We start from the raw sequence: 21,999 nt of genomic DNA, 5'->3' as shown, positions 1-21,999 counted from the left end.
ATCCTCGCCCCTGGCCCGTGCAAAAACCTTCCATCCGATGGTCTCCAATTCCCCCAAAGAAGTCTTTATCCAGGGCATTACGCATGATGGCAAAACCTTCCGCCCCAGCGACTGGGCTGACAGGCTGTGCGGCGTGATGAGCCAGTTCCGCCCTGGCGGGCCACGGCCAGGCAGCCATCTGACCTATTCGCCCTGGTGCGTTCCCACGGTCGTCAACGGCATCAAATGTGTTGTGGTGAATGCCGAACTGCGCGATGCCGAACCGATGGCCTGGGATTTTGCACTCAATTTCGCCAAGGACAACAACCTGCAGATGGCCGAGGCTTGCTTGCTGCCCGACGTGCCAAAACGCTGACGTTTTTTTCTGGCAACTGATCTCTGCACCCATAAAAAAACCGCCCGAAGGCGGTTTTTTTACTTTGGCTGCAGCGCACCCGACAAAACGGCAGACTGGCTCTTTGAAAAGGTCAGTCCGGGCGATTTGCCTGAATGATCAGGCGGTTGCGGTTTCTGGGGCGGGCTTCAGGGCCAGGGCTTTGACCTTGGCGGACAGGCGGCTCTTGTCGCGCGCTGCCTTGTTCTTGTGGAAGATGCCCTTGTCGGAAATCGTGTCCACAATGCTTTGCGCCTTGGCGAACATGTCCTTGGCTTTGTCTTTGTCGCCGGCCAGGACGGCCTTTTCGACGTTCTTGACAGCGGTGCGGTATTTGGAACGCAGCGAGGTGTTCGCGGCATTGAGTTTGACGTCCTGGCGGACGCGCTTGCGGCCGGAGGCGAGACGGGGGTTCTTTTTCTTGGGTTTGGCGGTTGCCATAATAAATTTCCTTTAATCCTGGGAGGAGTCTGTGGATGATGCAGCAAAGCCCGCGATTATACGATAGAGGGCATTTCGTCTGGGTCTGCTGCGCAGTTTGCTTGCACCCAACTACTTGATGACGACGCCCCAGGGGAGCGCGCCCACGGCAATATCGCGAAGTCGGAGATTCCGGACGGTGTCAATAACCGAGACGCTGTTGGAGCGGCCATTGGCGACATAGAGCTTTTTCCCGTCGGGCGTGATGGCCATGTTCCAGGGGCGCTGGCCCACCGCAATGGTGGCAACAATGCGGTTGTCACGCGTGTCGATCACCGACACGCTGGCCTCGCCGCCATTGGAAACATAGACCCGGCTGCCGTCGGGGTGCACGCTGATGCCGTTCGAGCGCTGGCCTGCCTTGATGTGCGTGACCAACTTGCTGGTAGCAGTGTCAATCACATAGACCTCGTTGCTGTTTTCGGTGGCCACGTAGGCGCGGCTGCCATCGGGCAAAAATCCAATGCCGCGCGGTCGCGCGCCCACGGTCACCTGCGCCACCTGCTCGCGCGTTGCCAAGTCAATGATGTCTACCGCTTCGCCTTCCTCTGCGCTGACAAACAGTTTTGTGCCGTCAGGGCTGAAGACCGCGTGTTCAGGATTTCGCCCTTTGACCTGGAGCGTGAACGCCACCTTGTTGGTCTGGGTATCGGTGACGGCCACGGCATTGCTTTCCTCGATGGCGGCGGCAATCCAGCGGCCATCGGGCGACGCATACACCCCTTCGGGCGACTCGCCAAGTGCAATGGTCCCGGCGGCGGCGCGCATTTTCAGGTCGATCACCTGCAGCCGGTTGTTCGGCTGGTCGCTGACATAGAGCCAGTCGCCGCTGATGGCCAGCCCGCGCGGTTTTTTGCCGGCCGGGATGGTCGCGACCACTTCGTCGCTGGCGGTGTCGATCACCGAAACCGTGCCCGATCCTTCGTTCGGCACATAGGCAAACGGCGCGGCGCTGATTGCCACCGACCAGACCAGCAGCCCCGCTGCGGTCAGTCCTGCCAGGTGCTGGCGAATCTTCATGAGCGACTCCGGAACGTGAAAGGTTGAAAAATCCGTGCTTTATCGCCGAACTGGCAAGCGCTGTGGCAGCATGCGGGAAAACACGGAATCATGGTCCACCAGCAGGTGTTTGATCGCGGCAAGCACATGCACGGTCACCAGCGCCAGCAGCAGCCACGATGTGACGATGTGCGTCTGGTTGAAAATTCCGTACACCAGCTTGCTGTCGATGCCCCAGGGCGCGAACTGGATGACATTGAAGAATTTGATCCCGAATCGGCTGAAATTTGAAGCCATGTAGCCGGAAAGCGGCATCACCAGCATCAAGACATACAGCAGGTAATGGCTTGCCAGCGCTGCTTGCTGTTGCCACGTCGGAATGGTGTCTGGAAGCGCAGGCGGTGTATGCGACAGGCGCCAGCCCAGCCGAACCAGGATCAGCAATCCGATCAGCAGGCCGCAACTCTTGTGCAGGTTGACAAAATAGCCGCGCGCCGGAGTGCCGCGCGCAATGTCCTGCAGATACCACCCAAAGGCAAACTGGCCCAGCAGCAGTAGCGCGACAAGCCAGTGCAGCAACATGGCCGTGCGGGTATAGCGTGCTTCCATGTCCATGTCCATGTCCGGGTCCTGCCTGTCTAGCGCAGGCTGGTGATGTAGTGCGCCAGGTTTTCGATGTCGGCCTCGCTCAGGGTTTGCGCCACGCTGGTCATGTTGCCCGCATCGTTGGTGCGGCTGCGGGCCTTGAAATCTTTCAGCTGCTTGACGACGTAATCGTATTGCTGGCCTGCAACGCGCGGGATTTCGTTCTGGCCGGAGAAGCCGCCGAGGTGGCACATGGCGCACAGGGTTTCGTCAGCCTTGGCCTTGCCCAGCTTTACTTTCGCGTCATCTGTCTTGTAGCTCGACGGCGTCGCGGTTTGCGCGGCAAAGTAGTTGGCGATGTTGATCATGTCGTTGCGGCTCAATGGCGCTGCCATCGGGCTCATCACCGGATCGTTGCGACGGCCTTCCTTGAAGTCCTTGAGCTGGATGTAGATATAACGCCAGGTCTGGCCGGCAAGGTTGGGGTAATTTCCAGCGCTTGAATTGCCATCGGCACCATGACAGGCTGCGCACGCCTGCGCCTTGGCGCGGCCGGCTTCAATGTCCTGCGCGGCAGCCGGTAACCAGGCCAGTCCAGCCAAAAGGCCGGCCAGGGCCAGCGCCGAAATCCCCGATGATTTCAAGCTGCCTGCCTTGAGGTGTTTTGTCAGTTGCTGCATGGATTGGGCTAGCGCTGGCTGGCCACGGTCCGGCCTGCAGCAGCAACGTTTTTAGGCAGCGCATAGACAAACATCGTATTGCCGCGTTTGAAGTCGAGCTGGGTATTGCCGCCGCAACCCATGGCCACATACTGCCGGTCCTTGACCGTGTAAGACACTGGCATTGCGTTGGCGCCAGCGCCGCACTGGTATTCCCACAACAGCTTGCCGTTGCGGGCATCGAGTGCGCGGAACAGTCCGTTGCCCTCGCCATAGAACAGCAGGTTGCCTGCCGTGGCCAGCGCACCACCGATCAACGGCTGTGCGGTATCGAACTTCCAGGCCATCTTGCCGGTGTCGACATGGACGGCCGCGACGCGTCCCCATTGCTCCTCGCCCTCGATGGTCTTGAAGGCACCGCCCAGCCACAGCTTGCCGCCCGGATAGGCTGCCTTTTCCACGTGGTACGTCATGGGCTGGTGCAGGTTGAGCGCATACGCCATGCGAAGCTTCTCGTTGACCGCCATCGGCGACCACTCCACGCCGCCGTTGGCGCCGGGCAGCATGCGCGCGCCTTGCTCCGTGGGCAACACCCACATGTTTTCCTGCGGGATCATGGCTTCGGAAAAACGGATCAGCGAGCCATCCCTGCGGTCATTCACATAAACATGGCCGGTCTTGCCGCCATGCAGCACCGCCGGAACCATCTTTCCGGTCTTGTCCTTCACGTCCATCAGGATGGGTGGGCTGACTGCGTCCAGATCCCACACGTCATGGGCGACATACTGGTAGTGCCACTTGTATTTGCCGCTGTCCAGGTCCACGGCCACCAGCGAATCGGTGTACAGGTTGTCGCCCGGCCGCACCGCGCCGTACAGGTCGGGCGAAGGATTGCCGACGACAAAAAAGATCGTCCGGGTCTTCAAGTCAACCGCCGGATTCATCCAGACGCCGCCGCCCAGGGTCTGGTAGAAGCTGCTGTCCCTTGCGAGTTCTGCTTTCTCGGCCGGAATGTCGCGGTGCATGTTGCGGCCGGTGGCATCGTTTTCGGCCCACACGCCTTCATGGCCCTTCTCGGGGATGGTGTGGAAGGTCCAGAGCAGCTTGCCGTCCTTGGCGTCAAAGGCCTTGACGAAGCCGCGAATGCCGTATTCGCCGCCATTGGTGCCGATCAGCACCTTGCCCTCGACCACAGTCGGCGACATGGTTTCACTGTAGCCTTTTTCAGGATCGGCAATCTCGGTTTCCCACAGCAGCTTGCCGCTTTGGGCGTCGAGCGCCACCAGCTTGGCATCGAGTGTGCCCATGAACAGCTTGCCGCCTTCAATGGCAACACCGCGGTTGTTGGGCCCGCAGCAGAAGGTGGTGAACGGGCCCATCTTGTGCTTGTAATGCCAGAACTCCTGGCCCGTCGTGGCGTCCAGTGCATAGACATGGTTGAACGAGGTGGTCATGAACATCACGCCATCGACCACGATGGGCGCGGTTTCCATGGACTCGCGCACCTCGGTCTGGAAGCTGAACTCAGGCCTGAGGTTTTTGACGTTGCCGGTGTTGATCTGCTGGCCGGGGTAATAACGGGTTTGCGCGTAGGAGCCGTTGGTTTGCAGCCAGTCCTTGTCCTGCTGGCCTGAGTTGTTGAGCTGTCCCTGCGAGACGCTGAGGGCCTTGATGGTCGCTGGCGCGCCGGTCTTGCCTTTTTGCTGTTGTATTTCCTGCGCCTGCGCGCCAGCTGTCAGGGACAAGGCAAGCAGGGCGGCCAGCCCTGCGGTCTGTTGGAGTCGAATCATATTGCCTCCTAAAGCATGGTCCCCGCCGTCAGTCTGACGACGAACCATGCTTCAGTGGGTGGCCAGCACATGCAGCGGAACGACGCTGCCCCGGTTTCAATTCAACAAATGCATGGATCGACTGAAAATTATGTGCCTGTGGGGTCTTTTCAGGGGAAGAAGCCAACTTCCTTTCGATTGTTGCAATTGAATACGCGACGCAGTCCAGGGTCGTGACCCCAAGCTACGGCTTCAGCTGGCTTCCAGCAGCTGGGCGGCATCGCTGAAATTGCCTTCGCGCGCCATGTCGGCGGCGGTTTTCCCACGGTTGTCTTTCAAACTGCGGTCAGCACCCTGATCAAGGAGAAAACGCACGGTTTGCGCATGGCCGTAGCCGGCGGCCCACATCAGCAGCGTCTCGTCGTTGTCCAGGCGGGCATTGACCGGGGCGCCTGCGCGCAGGAGTTCTGCCAGGCATTCATTGCAGCCCACGCCGGCGGCATAGATGGCGGCATTTTTTCTGACACGGTCCAGCGGATCGATCCTGGCGCCCGCCGCCATGAGCTTGCGGACCATCGAGGCGTTGCCCTTGAAGGCCGCGCCCATCAACGGCGTGACGCCCGAGATGTTGGCCAAATTGACATCGGCGCCGGCGCGCAGCAGCACATCCATCAGCGCCTCATTGCCTTTGCTGGCCGCCATGTTGAGTGGCGAGTCGCCATTGCGGTCGCGTGAATTGATGGCCGCGCCGTCGGCGAGCAGGGCCGCCACGCGTTCCGTGCGTCCGTTCTTGGCCGCCAGAACCAGTTCACCATTGATGTTGATCTTGTCCGCACCCTGCTGTGCAAAAGCAGACATGAGTGCCGCGCCCGACAGCCACACGGCCAAGAATCCCTTCACGGTTACAACGGTTTTCATGACATCTCCTCGTTGAAAGTGGCAACATTGAAATGCTGGAAAGCCCAGCCCATGGCAGCTTAAAACAGGCTGCGGACACCGACAAACAGCCGGCGCCCCGGCGCTGCCTCGAAATATCGGCCGTTGTTGTCGTTGACGATCAGCGAGCCGGCATAGGCCTTGTCGAGCAGGTTGTCGATGCGGCCGTACAGCAGCATCTTGGCGCCATTGAAGCGGAATTCGCGGCTCAGGCTCGCATTGAGGACGGCGTAGCCTGGCGCTGCGTCGTTGTTCAGGTCGTTCACATAGGTCTTGCTCTCCAGACGCGTTTCCAGCCCGGCCTTGACCGATTCGGTGATGCGGGCCTGCACATCGGCGAACAGGCTGTGCCGTGGCGCGCCGGGCAGGCGGTTGCCGGCGGGCACCGGGCCTTGCGCGCCGGCGTAGGCCGACTCGAAGCGTGCATTGAGCAGCGTGTAGGCCAGGCGCGTGTCCAGGCCGCCCGCCCAGTGGGCCGACCACGACGTTTCCAGGCCGCGCCGGGTGGTGCGGTCGGCGTTCTGGAAAATCGCCCGGCCGCCGCTCGACTGCGACGACACGATTTCGTCCTTGCTTCTGGCCTCGAACAGCGCCGCGTCAACACTGTGCGGGCCACTGCGCAGCTTGACGCCGATTTCGCCCTGTGTGCTTTTGGATGGCTTCAGTGCAAAGTTCGGCCCGGGCGCGCCGCCCGGGCGGTAGGCGCTTTCGGCCAGCGTCGGGGTTTCGAATCCGGTGCCCAGGTTGGCGTACACATTGAGTGTTTCTGCGGCATGCAAGACCAGGCCGATGACCGGGCTGGTGTTGTCGTACTGGACGCTGCCGCTGGTGCTGCTGGCCACCGGATTGAAGCGGTCATCGACGCTGAACTTCACCCGGCTGGCACGAACGCCGGCAATCGCCTGCCAGTCGGGCGAGAACGTCCAGTCGAGCTGGCCGAACACATCGGTGTTGCGTGCCGTGTCGTCTTCGTTGCGGCGCAGCGGCCCGTTGTTGCCGCCGATGTTGTCAAAGCCCTTTCGCGTTTCGCGCAACTGGTCGGCCTCAACCCCCACGGTCCAGCGCACCGGCAACTGGTTGACCTGCATCGCATGCGTCCAGCTGGCGCCGACGCCGCCGTAGCTGCGGTCGAGGTTCACCACGCCATTGGTCTGGAAGGCCAGTTTCTGGTCCACCTTGCGCTTGCCGCCATAGATGCGTGCGTTGAGCGTGTCGCTGGCGTTCAGCTTGTGCTCGACCACCAGCCCGGCCTGGTCTTGTTCAATGGTCTTGCGGGTGTTGAAGGTGCGGGCGCCCGGCACCACCTGGCGCGGGTTTTGCAGGAACTGCGAACGCGTCAGCCCGAGCGGGTCTTCGGCCAGCGGCTGGCGGAACAGGTTGACGATGCCGGTCAGCGTGGTGTCTGCCGACGGCCTGGCGACGACCTTGGCATTGAGTTGCTCGCGCCGGGCCGCGCTGTGGTCGCGAAAACCGTCCGTCGAATAGCGCGACACATCGAGCAGTCCGCCCAGCGTGTCGCTGCCGCCCGCAATGCCGCCCGCGATATGGCGCTGCCCGTCAGAGCCGGCGCCGGCGGACAGGCTGTATTCCGGCTTGTCCGGCGTCACCGGCGGGTCTTTGGTGAACACCTGCAGCACGCCGCCCGCCGCATTGCCGTAGAGCTGGGCCAGTGGGCCGCGCAGCAGTTCGATGCGTTTGGCCGAGTTCAGGCTGGCGGTGGCGGCCTGGCCCTGGCCGTCGGGCATGGTCGCCGGAATGCCGTCGACCAGGATGCGCACGCCGCGCACGCCAAAGGTCGAGCGCGTGCCAAAGCCGCGCACCGACACCTGCAAATCCTGCGCGAAGTTCTGCCGGTCGCGAATCTGCAGGCCGGGCACGCTGCCCATCAGCTCGGACAGGTTGACCAGCGGGGAAGCGGTGCGAAACGGATCGACCTGCACCGCGTCAATCGCGCCGGGCGCATCGAAGCGGCGCTGCTCGGCCCGACTGGCGCTGACGACGACCTCTTGCAACGCGGGGTTCGCGCCTTCCTGCGCCCGGGCTGCTGCTGGCACCAAGGAGATGGCAAGCAAGGTGGCGCAGGCCAGCCCGACGCCATGGCGCATGGGCCAGAAAGGGGCGAAGGCGCGGGACGGCATGAACGGGCGTGCTGGGCAGGAGTTGATCATGTGTGCGGTCGCTGAATGTTGCGTGGCGGATGAAGGCATGAATTGACGAAGTGAACTCCGTTCGGGCTTGGCGCGCCAGAGGAAAAACGTTTTTTTGATGTTACTTGCGCCGGGCCGATGTCCGCATGGCTTGTTCCCGAAAAATTTGTTGTCGGACGTTGCTTGTGTAAGCAGCGCATAAACTCCTGCCGTGTCACTTTTCAAATCCGCCTCCACCGTTTCCCTGTTCACCTTGCTGTCCCGCATCACCGGCCTGGTGCGGGAGTTGTTGATTGCTTCGTCGTTTGGTGCCAGCGCCATGACCGATGCCTTCAATGTGGCCTTTCGCATTCCCAATCTGTTTCGCCGCCTGTTTGCCGAAGGCGCCTTCAGCCAGGCTTTTGTGCCGGTGCTGGCGGCGAACAAGGCGCAGCATGGAGAAGCCGCCACCAAGCTGCTCATCGACCGCGTTGGCACGCTGCTGTTCTGGGTGCTGCTGCTGACCTGCATCATCGGCGTGGCGGCCGCGCCGCTGCTGGTCTGGGCCATGGCCAGCGGTTTGCAGCAGGATCCACGCGGCTATGACGCCGCTGTGGTCATGACGCGCTGGATGTTCCCGTACATCGCCTTCATGTCGCTGGTGGCGTTGTCGTCGGGCGTGCTCAACACCTGGCGGCGCTTTGCCATTCCGGCCGCCACGCCGGTGCTGCTCAATGTGTCGATGATCGGCGCTGCGTGGTTGGGCGCGCCGTGGTTCAAGTCGCTGGGCATTGAGCCGGTGTATGCGCTGGGCGTCGGCGTGATGCTGGGCGGCGTGCTGCAGCTGGGCCTGCAGGTGCCGGCGCTGCTCAGGCTGGGCCTGCTGCCGAACATCGGCTTCAGCCTGTCGGCGCTGCGGGCGGCATGGGCCGAGCCCGGGAGCAAGAACATCGCCAAGCTGATGTTGCCGGCCCTGCTGGGCGTGAGCGTCGCCCAAATCTCGCTGCTCATCAACACCCAGATTGCCTCGCACCTGGCGCCCGGCAGCGTCAGCTGGCTGACCTATGCCGACCGGCTGATGGAATTTCCGACCGCCATGCTGGGCGTGGCCATCGGTGTCGTGCTGACGCCGCAACTGGCGGCGGCCAGGGGGGCGGGCGACACCGCCCGATACTCGGCCATGCTCGACTGGGGGCTGCGCATCGTCGTGCTGCTGGCCGTGCCCTGCGCGGTGGCGCTGCTGACGTTCTCGGAGCCACTGGTGGCCACGCTCTACCACTACGGCGCGTTCACCGACCGAGATGTGCAGCAGACCACCAGCGCGCTGATGGGCTACGGCGCCGGCTTGCTCGGACTGGTGGCCATCAAGGTGCTGGCACCGGGTTTTTATGCCAGCCAGAACATCAAGACGCCGGTGAAGATCGCCGTGGTCGTGCTGGTCATCACGCAGCTGCTCAACCTGGCGCTGGTGCCGTATTTCCAGCATGCCGGGCTGGCGCTGGCGATTGGCATCGGTGCGCTGATCAATGCGCTGAGCCTGCTGGTCGGGCTGATCCGGCGCGGCAGCTATGCACCGGCGCCGGGCTGGGTGCTGTTTGGCCTGCAGGTTTTTTCGGCCAGTGCGCTGTTGGCGGTGTTTTTGCTGTGGGCCGCCGATGGCGTGAACTGGATCGGCCTGAAGCACCAGTATTTTCAGCGAATTGGTCTGCTTGCGCTTGTCCTGGTTGCGTCGGCTGCTATATATTTCATAGTTCTACGTGTGTCAGGCCTTAAATTGCGTCAATTACTTAAGCGCTGAACGGCCTGGGTGGACAGGTTTGGACTTGACCCACCGAAAGCGACGGTATTTACTGATACCCCTTTGGATTCGGTTTGTGAGAAAGTAGCGCCATGTCATTAAATTTCGCCGTTCCAACGCCACTTCAATACTTTTCCAGCCTGGTGCAAAGCGATGCGCATTTTCCCCTGCTGGAAGCTGCCGTCAGCCTGGCGCAGGACGAATACCCCGACCTGGATGTCGAGCAGGTGCTGGGCGATGTTGACCAGTTGCTGGCCCGCCTCAAGCGCCGCCTGCCCGGTGACGCCCCTGAACTGCAGCGCCTGCGCGCGCTGAACCAGTTCTTTTTCCGCGACCTGGGCTTTGGCGGCAACATCAACGACTACTACGACCCCGACAACAGCTACCTGAACACGGTGATGCGCACGCGCCGCGGCATCCCGATCACGTTGGCCGTGCTGTGGCTCGAACTGGCCGTCGGCATGGGCCTGAATGCGCGCGGCGTGGCCTTTCCGGGGCATTTCATGGTCAAGGTCAACCTGCCCAAGGGCCAGGTGGTGATCGATCCGTTCAACGGCCAGTCGCTGAGCCGTGAGGAACTGGCCGAGCGGTTGGAGCCTTTCCGGCAACGCAGCCCCGTCAGCGAAGAATTTGAAGTGCCGATGGGGCTGTACCTGCAGTCGGCGCCGCCCCGAGAGATCATTGCCCGCATGCTGCGCAACCTGCAGGACATCCATAAAACCCAGGAAGACTGGCCGCGCCTGATTGCCGTGCAGGACCGGCTCATCGTGCTGCAGCCCGACGCCTGGACCGAATACCGCGACCGGGGGCTGGCCTGGGCGGCGCAGGGCGACGTGGGTTCAGCGGTTGCCGACCTGGAAATCTACCTGGCGCATGCCGACGATGCGCAGGACACCGACGCGATTGCCCAGCGCGTCAGCCAGCTGCGCCGCGCTGGCCATTGAGGCCTGCAGTTGTTGAACTGACTGCACGCAGCGCCTCACGGTCAAGTTCGAACAGGCATTGACCACCAGTTGTTAAAACAAAAGGCTTTCGGGATGCCCGTTTAAGGCGGCCTGATCCGAGAACGCCATGACAAAGGCAGGTTCATCACGGTCCAGCCTTTTCCGCGTCCTGAACATCCAGCACCCTGGAGCCAACGATGCCTTTAAAACCCGGATTTATCCGCTGCGCTTGCCAAACAGCATGCGTCGCCACGCTGGTCGCCAACACAGCCTTCGCGCAGGAAGACGGCGAGCTTGTCGGCTTGATCAATGCCTACCGAAATGCACCCCAAACCTGTGAGGGCAGACAGACCGCCGCCACCGGCCCGCTGGCGCCTTCGCCTGCCTTGTCCGGCGTGCAGGGCGCCTCTGGCGGCCCGTTGAACGACGAATTGAAGGCGCGCGGGTATCAGGCGGCCCAGGTCCAGACAATCACGGTGTCAGGACCTGCCAGCGCCAGCGCGGTCATGAAACTGATCACACAGCGCTTTTGCCGGCCTTTGTTGAGCACGCGCTACGCCGAAATCGGAATTTCGCGCGACGCCGCCACTTGGCGGATCGTGCTCGCACGGCCGTTGCTTTCCCCCGACCTGGACGAGTGGCGTGAAGCGGGCAGGGAAGTTTTGCGCCTTGCCAACATGGCGCGCGCCAAGCCAAGAACATGCGGCGACCAGCCATTCAGCCCCGCGCCGCTTGTCACCTGGAATGCGCAGATCGCGGCTGCGGCGCATGTCCACAGCCGCGACATGGCCAATCGAAACTATTTTCGCCATAGCGGAAAGGACGGAGGCCAGGTTGGCGACCGCGCCGGGCGTGAAGGGTACGCGTGGCAGCGCGTCGGAGAAAATATTGCAGCCGGACAAGGCTCGCCCCAACAGGTGATGTCCGCCTGGCTGTCCAGTCCGCACCATTGCGCCAACATCATGGACCCCCATTTCACTGAAATGGGCGCAGCGTATGCCGTGAATCCCGAAAGTGATGGCGTGATCTACTGGACCCAGGTGTTCGGCACGCCACGCTAGATTATTTCGGGATGCGATGCGCACCGCGCCAGCGCCACAGCAGCGCCAGCGCCGCCAGGCTGAACAAGGCGCCCGCCGCGAACGTGGCTGGCGCGCCCAGCTGGTCCCACAGCACGCCCGCCACAGTGCTGGCCAGCAGCATTGCCAGCCCGCTCATCAAATTGAAAAACCCAAAAGCCGTGCCGCGCAGGTCGGCCGGCGCCACTTCGGCCACCATGGTGGCCAGCAGGCCCTGGGTCATCGCCATGTGCAGGCCCCACAGCAAAATGCCGGCCGACACCCAGGCCAGGCTGCTGCCGGAGGCCAGCACCGCATCGGCGGCGATCAGCACCCCCAGGCCCCAGGCCAGCAGCGCGCGGTGGCTGACGGCATCCGACAGCTTGCCAAAAGGGTAGGCACCCAGGGCATAGACGATGTTCATTCCAATCAACACCAGCGGCGTATAGGCCACCGGCAAGCCGCCCTGCAGGGCTCGCAACACCAGGAAGGCTTCGCTAAAGCGGGCCAGTGTGAACACCGCGCCAATGGCCACCACGCGCCAGTAAGCCGCGCTCAGGCGGTGCAAGTTGGCCTGGCTGATGGGGTTAACGCGCGGCGTCTCGTTCGGTAGGCGAGCCCGCTGGGGCTCCTGCACGCCGAACAGCAGCAGCGCCACCGCCATGAAGCCTGGCACCATCGCCACCCAGAAAATCGCCCGGAAGTCATTTGCCCATAGCAGCATCAGGCCCATGGCGATCAGCGGGCCGACGAAGGCGCCCACGGTGTCGAGCGACTGGCGCAGGCCGAACGCCGCGCCGCGCATGCCAGGCGGTGCCAGGTCGGCCACCAGCGCATCGCGCGGCGCGCCGCGAATGCCCTTGCCGACGCGGTCGATCAGTCGCGCGGCGAGCACCAGGCCGGTCGTGGATGCCAGCGCAAACAGCGGTTTGGACGCTGCGCCCAGGCCGTAGCCCAGCACCGCCAGCGGCTTTCGCTTGCCCCAGTAGTCGCTGAGAACGCCTGAAAACACCTTGGCGATCAGGGCCGTCGCCTCGGCAGCGCCTTCGATCAGCCCGACAGCCCACATGCTGGTGCCCAGCACCGTGACCATGAACACCGGCAGCAAGCTGTGGATCATTTCAGAAGAAATGTCCATCAAGAGGCTGACAAAGCCGAGCGCCCAGATGGCGGCGGGCAGGCGGGGTGCATGAGACATAGCCGTAAATATAGCCATAAATAGCCGTAACCAACCGCGCTCACTCCAATGCTTGCGTCTTCCAGCTCAAGCCTTGTCGTGAATGGCCCGCCGCATTGCCTGACGCAAGATGGCGTTGATCCCCGTTTGATAACCCTTGCCCTGGCCTTAGAGCCACAGCAAAACATCAGAATCAACCCGTACGGGTCGTCACCTGCTTGGTCGGCTTGTAGAAAGGATTGCATACGGCGATCTTCCAGAAATCGTCGCCCAGCGGCGGAGTGTCGCTGCAGTCGATGTCGCTGTCCGTCATTCTGGCCAGCAGGCTCATTCTGGCGCGCGCTTCATCGCTGAACGGCGGCAGATTATGCAAGTCAATTTCTCGTTTAACCATTTTGGTTTTCATGGCGTTTTTTCTCCTTTCGGTCAGCGTCCCGAGCTTAAAAAACTGATCTTGACGGATGATGGTTGTTGCCGTATTCTTTATGCAGTATTACTGCATAACCAGGATTTTTATGCCAGCCTTACGTGCTTCCTATTCCATTGCGGCTGAAGTTTTGCAACGCTTCAATGCGTTGGTGCCTTCCAGCGAACGCAGCAAGACAGTGCAATCCCTGATGGAAAGCATCCTTGAACGTCGCGAGCAAAGCCTCGAATCCGTGGCCAGCGAGTTCGCCACCCATCCCGATTTCGCCGAAGCCAGAGCCGATGCGTTGCTGTGGGATGTGACGTCGCTTGACGGCTTGTCTGAGCCGACCGCATGAACATTGAGCGCGGCAGCATCTATCGCGTCAATCTTGACCCCACCGTCGGCAGCGAACAACAGGGCAATGCCCGGCCTTGCGTGGTGTTGACCCTGACGGCCTACAACCGGCAACTGCGCACCGTGGGTGTGGTGCCTCTGACCTCATCCCCACGGGCGCTTGTTCCGTTAATCGTTCCAGTGCCCTCTGCGGGCAAGGCAAATTCCATGGCCCTGTGCCATCAGATTCGCACGATTGATAAAACCCGCATTGGCAAACTACTGGGAGCGCTTAGCGCGGAAGATATGGCAGTTGTGGAAGATGGCGTGCGCAGGGTGCATGGCTTGTGAATGGGGAAATATGCCATGCAAGACCTGACCACGGGTTGCGTCTCGCCCCGAGCTCCGGTCACCGGCACATTGGCTCCAGGAGCGGGCTAAACCGATACACAACGGTAAGTCGGCCCTCAGTTGTAACGCGGTGATAGTTATCGAGAGCGACGCAGGTCTCAAAACTAAGCAGTGCAATTCACTTCTGCATTGACGAATTCAGGGCCATGCGAAACGTTGCCTCGTCTCTCGAAGCCAGACCGGCCAATATTGGATAAACACCAAACCACATGCCCATGACGCCTGGCATTGCCGCGTCGATACTTGCTGCTAGCGTGTGCAGAGAATCTGAGTCAAGTTCAATAGCCGTTCTGGGCTGAAAGTTCGAATGCTGTACCGAACGGAATGTTTGGCCAGGCAATGCGATCTGCTCTAGCTTTCCGGCAAGCTGGATTGCGTAAAACTCAATATCTGCCCTGGCTTGCTCAAAATGCGCTTGGTTGTACGAATGATCATTGACCTGCTTTTGCAATCCGACTTGGGCAAGCAACACGGCCAAGGTTGTCACCGCGACTATCGGCGCATAAACACCTGACATGGCTGATCAAAATTCAGCCCATCGCTGGTGATCCGAGGACAACACGGAACCAAAGGTCGCAAGATAGATTGCGAGAGGCGCCCCGTATGCTGCAGGGAAGAACCAGATTACGCGCTTGTTGGGGCGAAACATAAACTGGTCGCTTTGAAAACATGCGTTTTGAGGAAAATTTCAGGGTCTTGCATCGCTACATTCCCATTGGCCCATTCTGGCGCGGCCGTCACAAGCACCAGCCTTATATTTTCAGCCCACAGTAACGCTGGAGTCCTCGCCGCGCGCCGCAATCACGCCAATTTCGTAAACCGTCTCCCCCGCCTCACGCAGCATGGCCGCGCAAGCCGCTGCGCTGGTGGCGTCGATGACCACCACCATGCCGATGCCGTTGTTGAAGGTACGGTTCATCTCGATGTCGTCAATACCGGCAGTTTTTTGCAGCCAGGCGAACAGCTCGGTCTGCGGCCAGCTGCCCTTGACCAGCTGCGCCGCCGTGCCTTCGGGCAGCACGCGTGGAATGTTCTCCAGCAGGCCGCCACCGGTGATGTGTGCCAGCGCCTTGATCGGGTGCGCGGCCAGCGCGGCCAGCACGTTTTTCACGTACAGGCGGGTCGGCTCCATCAGCGCCTCTTTGAACGGCTTGCCGTCCAGCGTGGCGGGCAGGGCACTGCCGGCGCGCTCAATGCACTTGCGCACCAGGCTGAAACCGTTGGAATGCACGCCGCTTGACGCCAGGCCGAGCACCACGTCGCCCGGCGTCACGTCCTTGCCGGTCAGGATCTTGGACTTTTCCACCGCACCGACGGCAAAGCCAGCCAGGTCGTATTCACCGGCCGGGTACATGCCGGGCATTTCAGCGGTTTCGCCACCGATCAGGGCGCAGCCCGAAAGCTCGCAGCCTTTGGCAATGCCGCCGATCACGGCCGCAGCGGTGTCGATGTCGAGCTTTCCGCAGGCGAAATAGTCGAGGAAAAACAGTGGCTCGGCGCCTTGCACCAGCACGTCGTTGACGCTCATGGCGACCAGGTCGATGCCGACGGTGTCGTGCATGTTCCACTCAAACGCCAGCTTGAGCTTGGTGCCCACACCGTCGGTGCCAGAGACCAGCACCGGCTCCTGGTAGCGCTTGGGCACTTCGAACAGCGCGCCAAAGCCGCCAATGCCGGCCATCACGCCTTCGCGCATGGTCTTTTTGGCCAGCGGCTTGATGCGTTCAACCAAGGCATCGCCCGCGTCGATGTCAACGCCGGCGTCTTTGTAGGAAAGGGGGGTAGGGGTCATGGTGTCGGGAAGTAATGCGGTGGGAGCCGGGACAGCTCGAAGGGGCAGGGCGGTGGTCGGGAGCGCGCTGGCCAAGCCCGATAGAATCCAGCCTGCGATTCTAAAGGCTATACCCCCTAGCTTCTGCCGGTCCCCTGCGGGCCAGCGCATTCCAAGGCTTCATGCAACCTACCCTGACTCCCAAACGCGCCGCGACCAGGTGCACGACCCGCGCACCAGCCGCCAGGCGCCGTTCGCATGCCCTTTGAAACCGGGTTGCGGCCCGCCAAGCCAGCCATGAAACAACTTGCCCTGGACATCGGACTCGCCTCCGACCCGTCGTTTGCCAATTTTTTCATCGGACCGAATGAAGCGGCGGTCCGGCAACTGGCGTCGTGGGCGCAAAGTCCGCCAGATTCGCCGGTACCGACCTATCTCTGGGGCGATGAAGCCAGCGGCAAGACGCATCTGCTCAAGGCCGTCAGCGAAGCCCTGCGTGACCAGGGCGCCTCCAGCGGCTGGATGGATGCCTCCATGCTGGAACCGCCCGAGTTCAACGAAGCCTGGTCCGCCGTGATCATGGACGAATGCCATCTCTACAACGCAGCGCAGCAGCGCACGGCCTTCAACTGGTTCGTCAATGCGCTGAGCACCGACGACGGCCAGCCGCGCTGGGTGGTGGCTGCCGGCAACGTGCCGCCGGCCGACCTGCCGCTGCGCGAAGACCTGCGGACCCGCCTGGGTTGGGGCCATGTGTTTGCCCTGCAGGCGCTGAGTGACGACGAGCGGCGCGCCGTGATCAAGCAGGAAGCCGACGCGCGGGGCTTTTTGCTCAGTGACGAGGTGGTGGATTTCATGCTGACGCGTTTTTCACGCGACCTGGGCAGCCTGATGCAACTGCTCGACAAGCTCGACAGCTACGCGCTGCAAACCAAGCGGGCCATCACCATCCCGCTGATCAAAACCATGCTGGAGACGGAATGACGGTTGAGGTGAATGTTGACATTGCGGGCGATGGGCGCGACGTGCGCCGCGCCGGGCCGCCCCAAGCAAGCACAGTCCCCCCGGGGGGCAGCGCATTACACGAAGTGAAAAGCGTGGGGGCACGTGTGAAGCTGGCATTGTTTGACCTGGACCACACCCTGATCCCGATTGACTCCGACTACGAGTGGGGCGAGTTCACGATTGCGCTGGGCTGGTGCGATGCCACCGAATTCAAGCGCCGCAATGCCGAGTTTTTCGAGGAGTACCGTGCCGGAACGCTTGACATTCATGACTATGTGCGTTTTGCCACGCAGGCCATCCGCGAGCAGGGAGCTATCAATTCTATAGCGGCTCATGCCCGCTTCATGAGTGAGATCGTACACAAGGCCATCAAAAGCCAGGCGCTGGAACTGGTCGGTCGGCACCGCGCGGCCGGCGACGAACTGGTCATCGTGACGGCCACCAACGAATTCGTGACGCGTCCGATTGCTGATGCCTTTGGCGTGTCCGAACTGATCGCGGTCGAACTGGAGCGCGACGCCCAAGGCAACCTGACGGGCGAGATCAGGGGCACGCCATCGGCCAGAGAAGGAAAGGTTGCCCGCATGGAACAATGGCTGGCCGCCCGCCGCCTGGCTTGGGGCGATGTGCACACGACTTTTTACACCGATTCGATGAACGACCTGGCGCTGCTGGAAAAGGTCACCGAACCGGTCGCCACCAACCCGGACCCGCGCCTGCGGGTACTGGCAACCGAACGCGGATGGCGCATACTTGACCTGTTTTAAGCGCCACGGATGGCGCTTGCCGCCGGGCAGCGGCGGCCGCCTCCGGCCTGGAAAAGGCAGGGACAACGCTTGCTGCCAAGGGGCGGCATCTCCCTCAAAACTTTAAATTTCATGATCAAAAAATTCATCGACAAGCTGTTCGGTAAATCCGACAGCGCCGAATCCCCTTCAAAGCGGGTTCCAAAGTCCCCCTTCGGCAAGCGCCACGACATCGAGTTCAAGGACCACGGCATCAATGTCAAGCTGGTGGACGAACGCGCCATGGACGTGGTGCATGTGCTCAAGCAGGCGGGTTTCCAGGCCTATATCGTCGGCGGCGCGGTGCGCGACCTGCTGGTCGGCCTGCGACCGAAAGACTTCGACGTGGCCACCGACGCCACGCCCGAACAGGTCAAGTCGCTGTTTCGCCGCGCCTTCATCATTGGCCGGCGCTTTCGCATCGTCCACGTCATCTACGGCCGGGGCCGCGAACATGAAGTGATCGAGGTCTCGACCTTTCGCGCCCACATGGACAGCGCCCTGGCCGAGCAGGTCGGCGGCAACGAGCGCACCAGCAAGAGCGAACTCGCCGGCATGAAGCATGCCGTGCATGCGTCGGGCCGGGTGCTGCGCGACAACGTCTGGGGACCGATGGAAGAAGACGCTGCGCGGCGCGACTTCACCATCAACGCCATGTATTACGACCCGGAAACGCAGGTTGTTGTCGATTACCACAACGGCATTGGCGACTCGAAGAAGAAAATTGTCCGCATGATCGGCAATCCGGCGCTGCGCTACCGCGAGGACCCGGTGCGCATCATCCGCGCCGTGCGTTTTGGCGCCAAGCTCAATGCACTCGGCTTCAAATTCGAGGAGAAAACGGCGGCGCCGCTGAAGGACATGTGTGGTCTGTTGGCCGACGTGCCGCAGTCGCGACTGTTCGACGAAATGCTCAAATTGCTGCAAACCGGCCATTCGCTGGCCAGCATCGCGCAGCTCAAGGCACTGGGCATGGGCACCGGCATTTACCCGCTGCTTGATGTGGTGGTTGAAATGTCCGACGACCCCTTCCTGAAACTGGCGCTGCAAGATACCGACCGCCGCGTCGCCGAAGGCAAGCCGGTCGCGCCCAGCTTTTTGCTGTCGTGTGTGCTCTGGGCCGATGTGCGCAGTGGCTGGGACCGGCGCCTCAAGCGCAATGAACCCCCGATGCCGGCGCTGCAGGATGCGATTGACGAAGCCTTCAACGCCAGGATTGGCGATGTCTCGGGTCGCGGCAAGCTGGGCATCGACATGCGCGAAATCTGGACCATGCAGCCGCGTTTTGAAAAACGCGTGGGCAATGCGCCGTATTCGCTGCTGGAGCAGCCGCGCTTTCGCGCCGGCTTCGACTTTTTGCGTCTGCGCGGCCAGATCGGCGAGATCGACCCGGCGCTGGGCGAATGGTGGGAGAAATTCAGCACCGCTTACGACGACGAGCGCCACGACATGATCGAGGCGATTCGCGAAACGCAGCAGAAAAAGCCGCAGACGCCGCGTGCGCGTGTCAAGCGGGCTGATGCCGATGGCGGTCGACCTGCCAATATGGCGCCAGCGTTGTCATCCGGCAGCAGCCCGGGCGACGCTGACGGGCTGGAGCTGCCCTTGCAGGAAGGCGATGCCGCCCCCGCCAAGAAACGCCGCCGCCGCCGCAAGCCCGCCAGCCGTGCGGCCGAGGGCCAGGACGGCGGCAGCGAGTCGCCCCCATCCGCCGGGGCTTCCCCGGCGACCGGCGACTGAGCGCAAACGCTGCGCCATGTCCACAGACAGCCCCGATGAAAAAATAGCTGCTAGGCGTGAACCGGTCACGGCTTACGTCGCGCTGGGCGCCAACCTGGGCGACGCCGGTGCTGCGTTGCGCCAGGCGGTGCAGGCCCTTGAAAGTCTGCCCCTGACGCAAGTGCACCAACAGTCAGGACTTTATAAAACCGCACCGCTGGACACCGATTCCGGCAATGAAGCGCCAGCGCCCGGAGCCGACTACCTGAATGCCGTGGTGGAAATTGAAACCGGCCTGAATGCCTGCGCGTTGCTTGACGGGTTGCAGCAACTGGAACTGCAGTCCGGGCGCGAGAGGCCGTACCGCAATGCGCCTCGCACCCTGGACCTGGACCTGTTGCTGTATGGCAGCGCGCGCATTGAGTCGCCCCGGCTGTCTGTGCCGCATCCGCGCATGCACCAGCGCGCCTTTGTGCTGGTGCCGCTGGCCGAGATTGCGCCGCAGCAAGTTAGCGCTGAGCAGTTGCAGGCCGTGAAGCACCAGGCTATCGAGCAGCTGGGCAGTGGGCTGGTTTAAGGCGAAGTCGGTCTGACTTGGCCATCATCGCACTTACGAAATCCGGCAGTTATTGCTACTGAATTAATAGCTATCTGCGTAAGATCCACTTGCGCAAGTGGCTTGTTTCAGGCTAAAAAAACGGGTCCGTCATGCCCGCCTTCGCGGGAATGACGGCGGTAAAGTGGTGGCAAGGCTAAGGCGCCAGGCGTTCGCGCAGCCAGCCGGCATCGCTTAGCAGCGTATAGCGCAGGCGGTCGTGCAAACGGCTTTTGCGGCCTTGCCAGAACTGCCAGTTGTCCGGCTTGAGGCGGTAGCCGCCCCAGTGCGTCGGGCGCGGCGGATTCAGCATGAACCTGGCGCCGTACCGGGCGGCATTGGCCACCAGCACGCCACGGCCGGATATCACTTCACTTTGCGGGCTGGCCCAGGCGCCAATGCGCGAGTCGAGCGGCCGGCTGTTGAAATAGGCATCGCTTTCTTCGGCAGGCACTTTTTCCACCACGCCTTCGATGCGCACCACCCGTTCCAGCTCGACCCAGTGGAACTGCAGCGCCGCATACGGATTGCCGGCCAGTTCCAGACCCTTGCGGCTGGCGTAGTTGGTGTACCAAACAATGCCCTGCGCATCAAAGCCCTTGATCAGCACCACGCGGGTGGACGGGCGCAAATTGCTGCCCACGGTGGCCAGCGTCATCGCATTGGGTTCGGGCACCTGGGCCGAGATGGCTTCGCCTAGCCACTGGTCGAATTGCATGAGGGGGTCGGCCTGCGAGGCGTCTTCGTTGAGTTCGGCGCGCTCGTAGCTTTTGCGAAGGTCGGCGATGGAAGTGTGATCGAGCATGGACCGGAGTATAAAGTCCGGTGCCATATTTATGCCCGGGTCACGCTCAGCCTGGGGTTACCACGGCGCAGGCCAGGCGCGGTCCGGAGTTGCCGGTGGGCTGGGTGGTGTAGTCATCGGGATCGCGGTGAACGATCAGTCCCCGGCCAATGATGTTGCCGGTGCCGCTGCCAACGGAAATGCTCTTGGACTCGAAGCTGAATCTCGCGACACCGCTGGCATCGGCCTTGAGGCTGGGCAGGTCGCCTGCGTGATGCGTCATGCCGGAATGCTTGCCGTGGGGCTGGCCGTCCGGATTGAAGTGGCCGCCCGCGCTCATGCCGTCGCCGCTGGAGCAGTCGCCTTTTTCATGCAGGTGAAAGCCGTGTTCGGCATTCGCCTTGAGTCCGCTGACCGTGCCGGAAACCAGTACCTTGTCGCCGCTCTGGATAAAGGTGACCGAGCCGCTGGCCGTATTGCCGGCGGTGCTTTGCAGCTGGGCCACGGCGCGCGGACCCGTGGTGGTGCTGGCGCAGGCGCCAAGTGCCAGCAGGCTGGCCAGCAGAATGAAAGTGCGTGTCATGAAGTCTCCCCGGGGTTGTGTTGTCCAAGCTGGAATGCCGGCGCGTGTGACGATTCACGCCAGCGCCGCCGAATGCACGCTGCCTGTCAGTGGCCGGCCAGCTGCAGCAGCCTGCCAAGCGCCTGGTCGTCAATGCCCAGCGTGCGCAGTTTGTCATAAGTCAGCTGGGCATAGTCGCGCGTCGTGCCGTAACGGCCGCAAGCACTGGAAAATATCTGCCGGTAGTGGTCTTCGCTCAGCACGCCGGTATGGTTGGGGCTGCGCCGGGACAGCGTGAAAGCCAGTGCCTTGATATCACCCTGCGCCGTACGGCATCGCAGCCACTTCGGGTCATAGACGCCGTTGGGCATTTCGCGTGCCCACAGGGCGGACAAGGCATCGTGCACATGTTCCCTGGGTAGCCGATAGGCCATTCCCTTGCAACTGCCGCCCGACAGCAGGCCAAACACCAGTCCCGGCAGCGCAGGCGTGCCGCGGTTGACGCGGCTCCACATTTTCAGCGCACGGTGGTAGCCGTGCAGGGTGGCAAAACGCTCTTCGGACGATTCGAATTCAGGCCGCCAGATCAGTGATGCATAGCCGAAAACCCACAAGTCAGCCTGGCCACCCCATTGCCGGATCGCAGCGTCGAGCATGGCGGCGGGATCCCGGGTGTTGTAAGCCAATTCGCAAGGTGCATTTGCTAGAGTAGTCACAGCCT

General features: G+C 62.1%; 24 protein-coding genes. 10 read left to right on the top strand and 14 right to left on the bottom strand.

The window, feature by feature from the left end:
- Nucleotides 1-37: 37 nt before the first annotated feature.
- Complete coding sequence (locus IWX85_RS06220) at nt 38-355, top strand: DUF3579 domain-containing protein (protein WP_036810102.1); 318 nt, start codon at nt 38-40, stop codon at nt 353-355.
- 138 nt (nt 356-493) lie between these two features.
- On the opposite strand, the gene rpsT is transcribed toward IWX85_RS06220, so the two are convergent.
- The 7 genes from rpsT to IWX85_RS06185 all read right to left on the bottom strand — a co-directional run bounded on the left by rpsT (nt 494) and on the right by IWX85_RS06185 (nt 7,969).
- Nucleotides 494-814: a 30S ribosomal protein S20 gene (gene rpsT / locus IWX85_RS06215; RefSeq protein ID WP_196869126.1), complete on the bottom strand. Its 321-nt coding sequence runs from the start codon at nt 812-814 to the stop codon at nt 494-496.
- A gap of 111 nt (nt 815-925) precedes the next feature.
- Nucleotides 926-1,873: a beta-propeller fold lactonase family protein gene (locus IWX85_RS06210; RefSeq protein ID WP_196869125.1), complete on the bottom strand. Its 948-nt coding sequence runs from the start codon at nt 1,871-1,873 to the stop codon at nt 926-928.
- Nucleotides 1,874-1,912: 39 nt separating this feature from the next.
- Nucleotides 1,913-2,473, bottom strand: a complete 561-nt coding sequence (locus IWX85_RS06205) for a cytochrome b (RefSeq protein WP_231379577.1) — start codon at nt 2,471-2,473, stop codon at nt 1,913-1,915.
- A gap of 17 nt (nt 2,474-2,490) precedes the next feature.
- Complete coding sequence (locus IWX85_RS06200) at nt 2,491-3,117, bottom strand: cytochrome c4 (protein ID WP_196869124.1); 627 nt, start codon at nt 3,115-3,117, stop codon at nt 2,491-2,493.
- A gap of 8 nt (nt 3,118-3,125) precedes the next feature.
- Nucleotides 3,126-4,886 carry a PQQ-binding-like beta-propeller repeat protein gene (locus IWX85_RS06195; protein ID WP_051984317.1) on the bottom strand — a complete coding sequence of 587 codons (1,761 nt, stop codon included), beginning with the start codon at nt 4,884-4,886 and terminating at the stop codon, nt 3,126-3,128.
- 231 nt (nt 4,887-5,117) lie between these two features.
- Complete coding sequence (locus tag IWX85_RS06190; protein WP_196869123.1) at nt 5,118-5,783, bottom strand: ankyrin repeat domain-containing protein; 666 nt, start codon at nt 5,781-5,783, stop codon at nt 5,118-5,120.
- 59 nt (nt 5,784-5,842) lie between these two features.
- On the bottom strand, nt 5,843-7,969 hold the full coding sequence (locus tag IWX85_RS06185; protein WP_231379576.1) for a TonB-dependent receptor: 2,127 nt from the start codon (nt 7,967-7,969) through the stop codon (nt 5,843-5,845).
- 190 nt (nt 7,970-8,159) lie between these two features.
- Here IWX85_RS06185 and murJ point away from each other — a divergent pair, with 190 nt between their 5' ends.
- From murJ to IWX85_RS06170, 3 genes are all read left to right on the top strand, one after another.
- Complete coding sequence (gene murJ / locus IWX85_RS06180; protein WP_196869122.1) at nt 8,160-9,725, top strand: murein biosynthesis integral membrane protein MurJ; 1,566 nt, start codon at nt 8,160-8,162, stop codon at nt 9,723-9,725.
- Nucleotides 9,726-9,817: 92 nt separating this feature from the next.
- Nucleotides 9,818-10,669 carry a SirB1 family protein gene (locus tag IWX85_RS06175; RefSeq protein ID WP_196869121.1) on the top strand — a complete coding sequence of 284 codons (852 nt, stop codon included), beginning with the start codon at nt 9,818-9,820 and terminating at the stop codon, nt 10,667-10,669.
- Between the two features lie 197 nt (nt 10,670-10,866).
- On the top strand, nt 10,867-11,730 hold the full coding sequence (locus IWX85_RS06170) for a CAP domain-containing protein (protein WP_196869120.1): 864 nt from the start codon (nt 10,867-10,869) through the stop codon (nt 11,728-11,730).
- A gap of 1 nt (nt 11,731) precedes the next feature.
- Here IWX85_RS06170 and IWX85_RS06165 read toward each other — a convergent pair whose 3' ends face one another.
- Both IWX85_RS06165 and IWX85_RS06160 read right to left on the bottom strand, forming a co-directional pair.
- Nucleotides 11,732-12,925 carry an MFS transporter gene (locus IWX85_RS06165; RefSeq protein WP_196869119.1) on the bottom strand — a complete coding sequence of 398 codons (1,194 nt, stop codon included), beginning with the start codon at nt 12,923-12,925 and terminating at the stop codon, nt 11,732-11,734.
- Nucleotides 12,926-13,097: 172 nt separating this feature from the next.
- A complete protein-coding gene (locus IWX85_RS06160) occupies nt 13,098-13,310 on the bottom strand; it encodes a hypothetical protein (protein ID WP_231379575.1) in 213 nt (70 codons plus the stop codon).
- 55 nt (nt 13,311-13,365) lie between these two features.
- Here IWX85_RS06160 and IWX85_RS06155 point away from each other — a divergent pair, with 55 nt between their 5' ends.
- Nucleotides 13,366-13,668: a hypothetical protein gene (locus tag IWX85_RS06155; RefSeq protein WP_196869118.1), complete on the top strand. Its 303-nt coding sequence runs from the start codon at nt 13,366-13,368 to the stop codon at nt 13,666-13,668.
- A complete protein-coding gene (locus IWX85_RS06150) occupies nt 13,665-13,997 on the top strand; it encodes a type II toxin-antitoxin system PemK/MazF family toxin (RefSeq protein WP_231379574.1) in 333 nt (110 codons plus the stop codon). Before IWX85_RS06155 ends, IWX85_RS06150 begins: the two co-directional genes overlap by 4 nt.
- A gap of 178 nt (nt 13,998-14,175) precedes the next feature.
- Here the strand turns inward: IWX85_RS06150 and IWX85_RS06145 are convergent, their stop codons facing one another.
- Nucleotides 14,176-14,544 carry a hypothetical protein gene (locus IWX85_RS06145; protein WP_231379573.1) on the bottom strand — a complete coding sequence of 123 codons (369 nt, stop codon included), beginning with the start codon at nt 14,542-14,544 and terminating at the stop codon, nt 14,176-14,178.
- Nucleotides 14,545-14,817: 273 nt separating this feature from the next.
- Nucleotides 14,818-15,849 carry a phosphoribosylformylglycinamidine cyclo-ligase gene (gene purM, locus IWX85_RS06140; protein ID WP_196869116.1) on the bottom strand — a complete coding sequence of 344 codons (1,032 nt, stop codon included), beginning with the start codon at nt 15,847-15,849 and terminating at the stop codon, nt 14,818-14,820.
- 276 nt (nt 15,850-16,125) lie between these two features.
- On the opposite strand from purM, the gene hda reads away from it, so the two are divergent.
- The 4 genes from hda (at nt 16,126) to folK (ending at nt 19,914) form a co-directional block, all read left to right on the top strand.
- On the top strand, nt 16,126-16,812 hold the full coding sequence (gene hda / locus IWX85_RS06135; RefSeq protein WP_036810127.1) for a DnaA regulatory inactivator Hda: 687 nt from the start codon (nt 16,126-16,128) through the stop codon (nt 16,810-16,812).
- A complete protein-coding gene (locus IWX85_RS06130) occupies nt 16,809-17,600 on the top strand; it encodes an HAD family phosphatase (RefSeq protein WP_231379572.1) in 792 nt (263 codons plus the stop codon). Before hda ends, IWX85_RS06130 begins: the two co-directional genes overlap by 4 nt.
- A gap of 111 nt (nt 17,601-17,711) precedes the next feature.
- A complete protein-coding gene (pcnB, locus tag IWX85_RS06125) occupies nt 17,712-19,358 on the top strand; it encodes a polynucleotide adenylyltransferase PcnB (protein ID WP_196869115.1) in 1,647 nt (548 codons plus the stop codon).
- Nucleotides 19,359-19,374: 16 nt separating this feature from the next.
- Nucleotides 19,375-19,914 carry a 2-amino-4-hydroxy-6-hydroxymethyldihydropteridine diphosphokinase gene (gene folK / locus IWX85_RS06120; protein WP_196869114.1) on the top strand — a complete coding sequence of 180 codons (540 nt, stop codon included), beginning with the start codon at nt 19,375-19,377 and terminating at the stop codon, nt 19,912-19,914.
- A 175-nt stretch (nt 19,915-20,089) separates the two neighbouring features.
- On the opposite strand, the gene pdxH is transcribed toward folK, so the two are convergent.
- From pdxH to IWX85_RS06105, 3 genes are all read right to left on the bottom strand, one after another.
- Nucleotides 20,090-20,737, bottom strand: coding sequence for a pyridoxamine 5'-phosphate oxidase (pdxH, locus tag IWX85_RS06115; RefSeq protein ID WP_036810133.1), 648 nt, complete (start codon nt 20,735-20,737; stop codon nt 20,090-20,092).
- Nucleotides 20,738-20,783: 46 nt separating this feature from the next.
- The gene (locus tag IWX85_RS06110) at nt 20,784-21,299 is read right to left on the bottom strand and encodes a superoxide dismutase family protein (protein WP_036810136.1); all 516 of its coding nucleotides are present in this window, start codon (nt 21,297-21,299) and stop codon (nt 20,784-20,786) included.
- A gap of 86 nt (nt 21,300-21,385) precedes the next feature.
- Entirely contained in the window at nt 21,386-21,934 is a 549-nt protein-coding gene (locus IWX85_RS06105; RefSeq protein WP_051984319.1) for a gamma-glutamylcyclotransferase, read from the bottom strand.
- Nucleotides 21,935-21,999: the final 65 nt, after the last annotated feature.

This window comes from Polaromonas sp. CG_9.11 (genome assembly GCF_015752225.1).
GTDB lineage: Bacteria > Pseudomonadota > Gammaproteobacteria > Burkholderiales > Burkholderiaceae_C > Polaromonas.
Note: the sequence above shows the minus strand (reverse complement) of the source record. Positions and strands in the feature narration are given on the sequence as shown.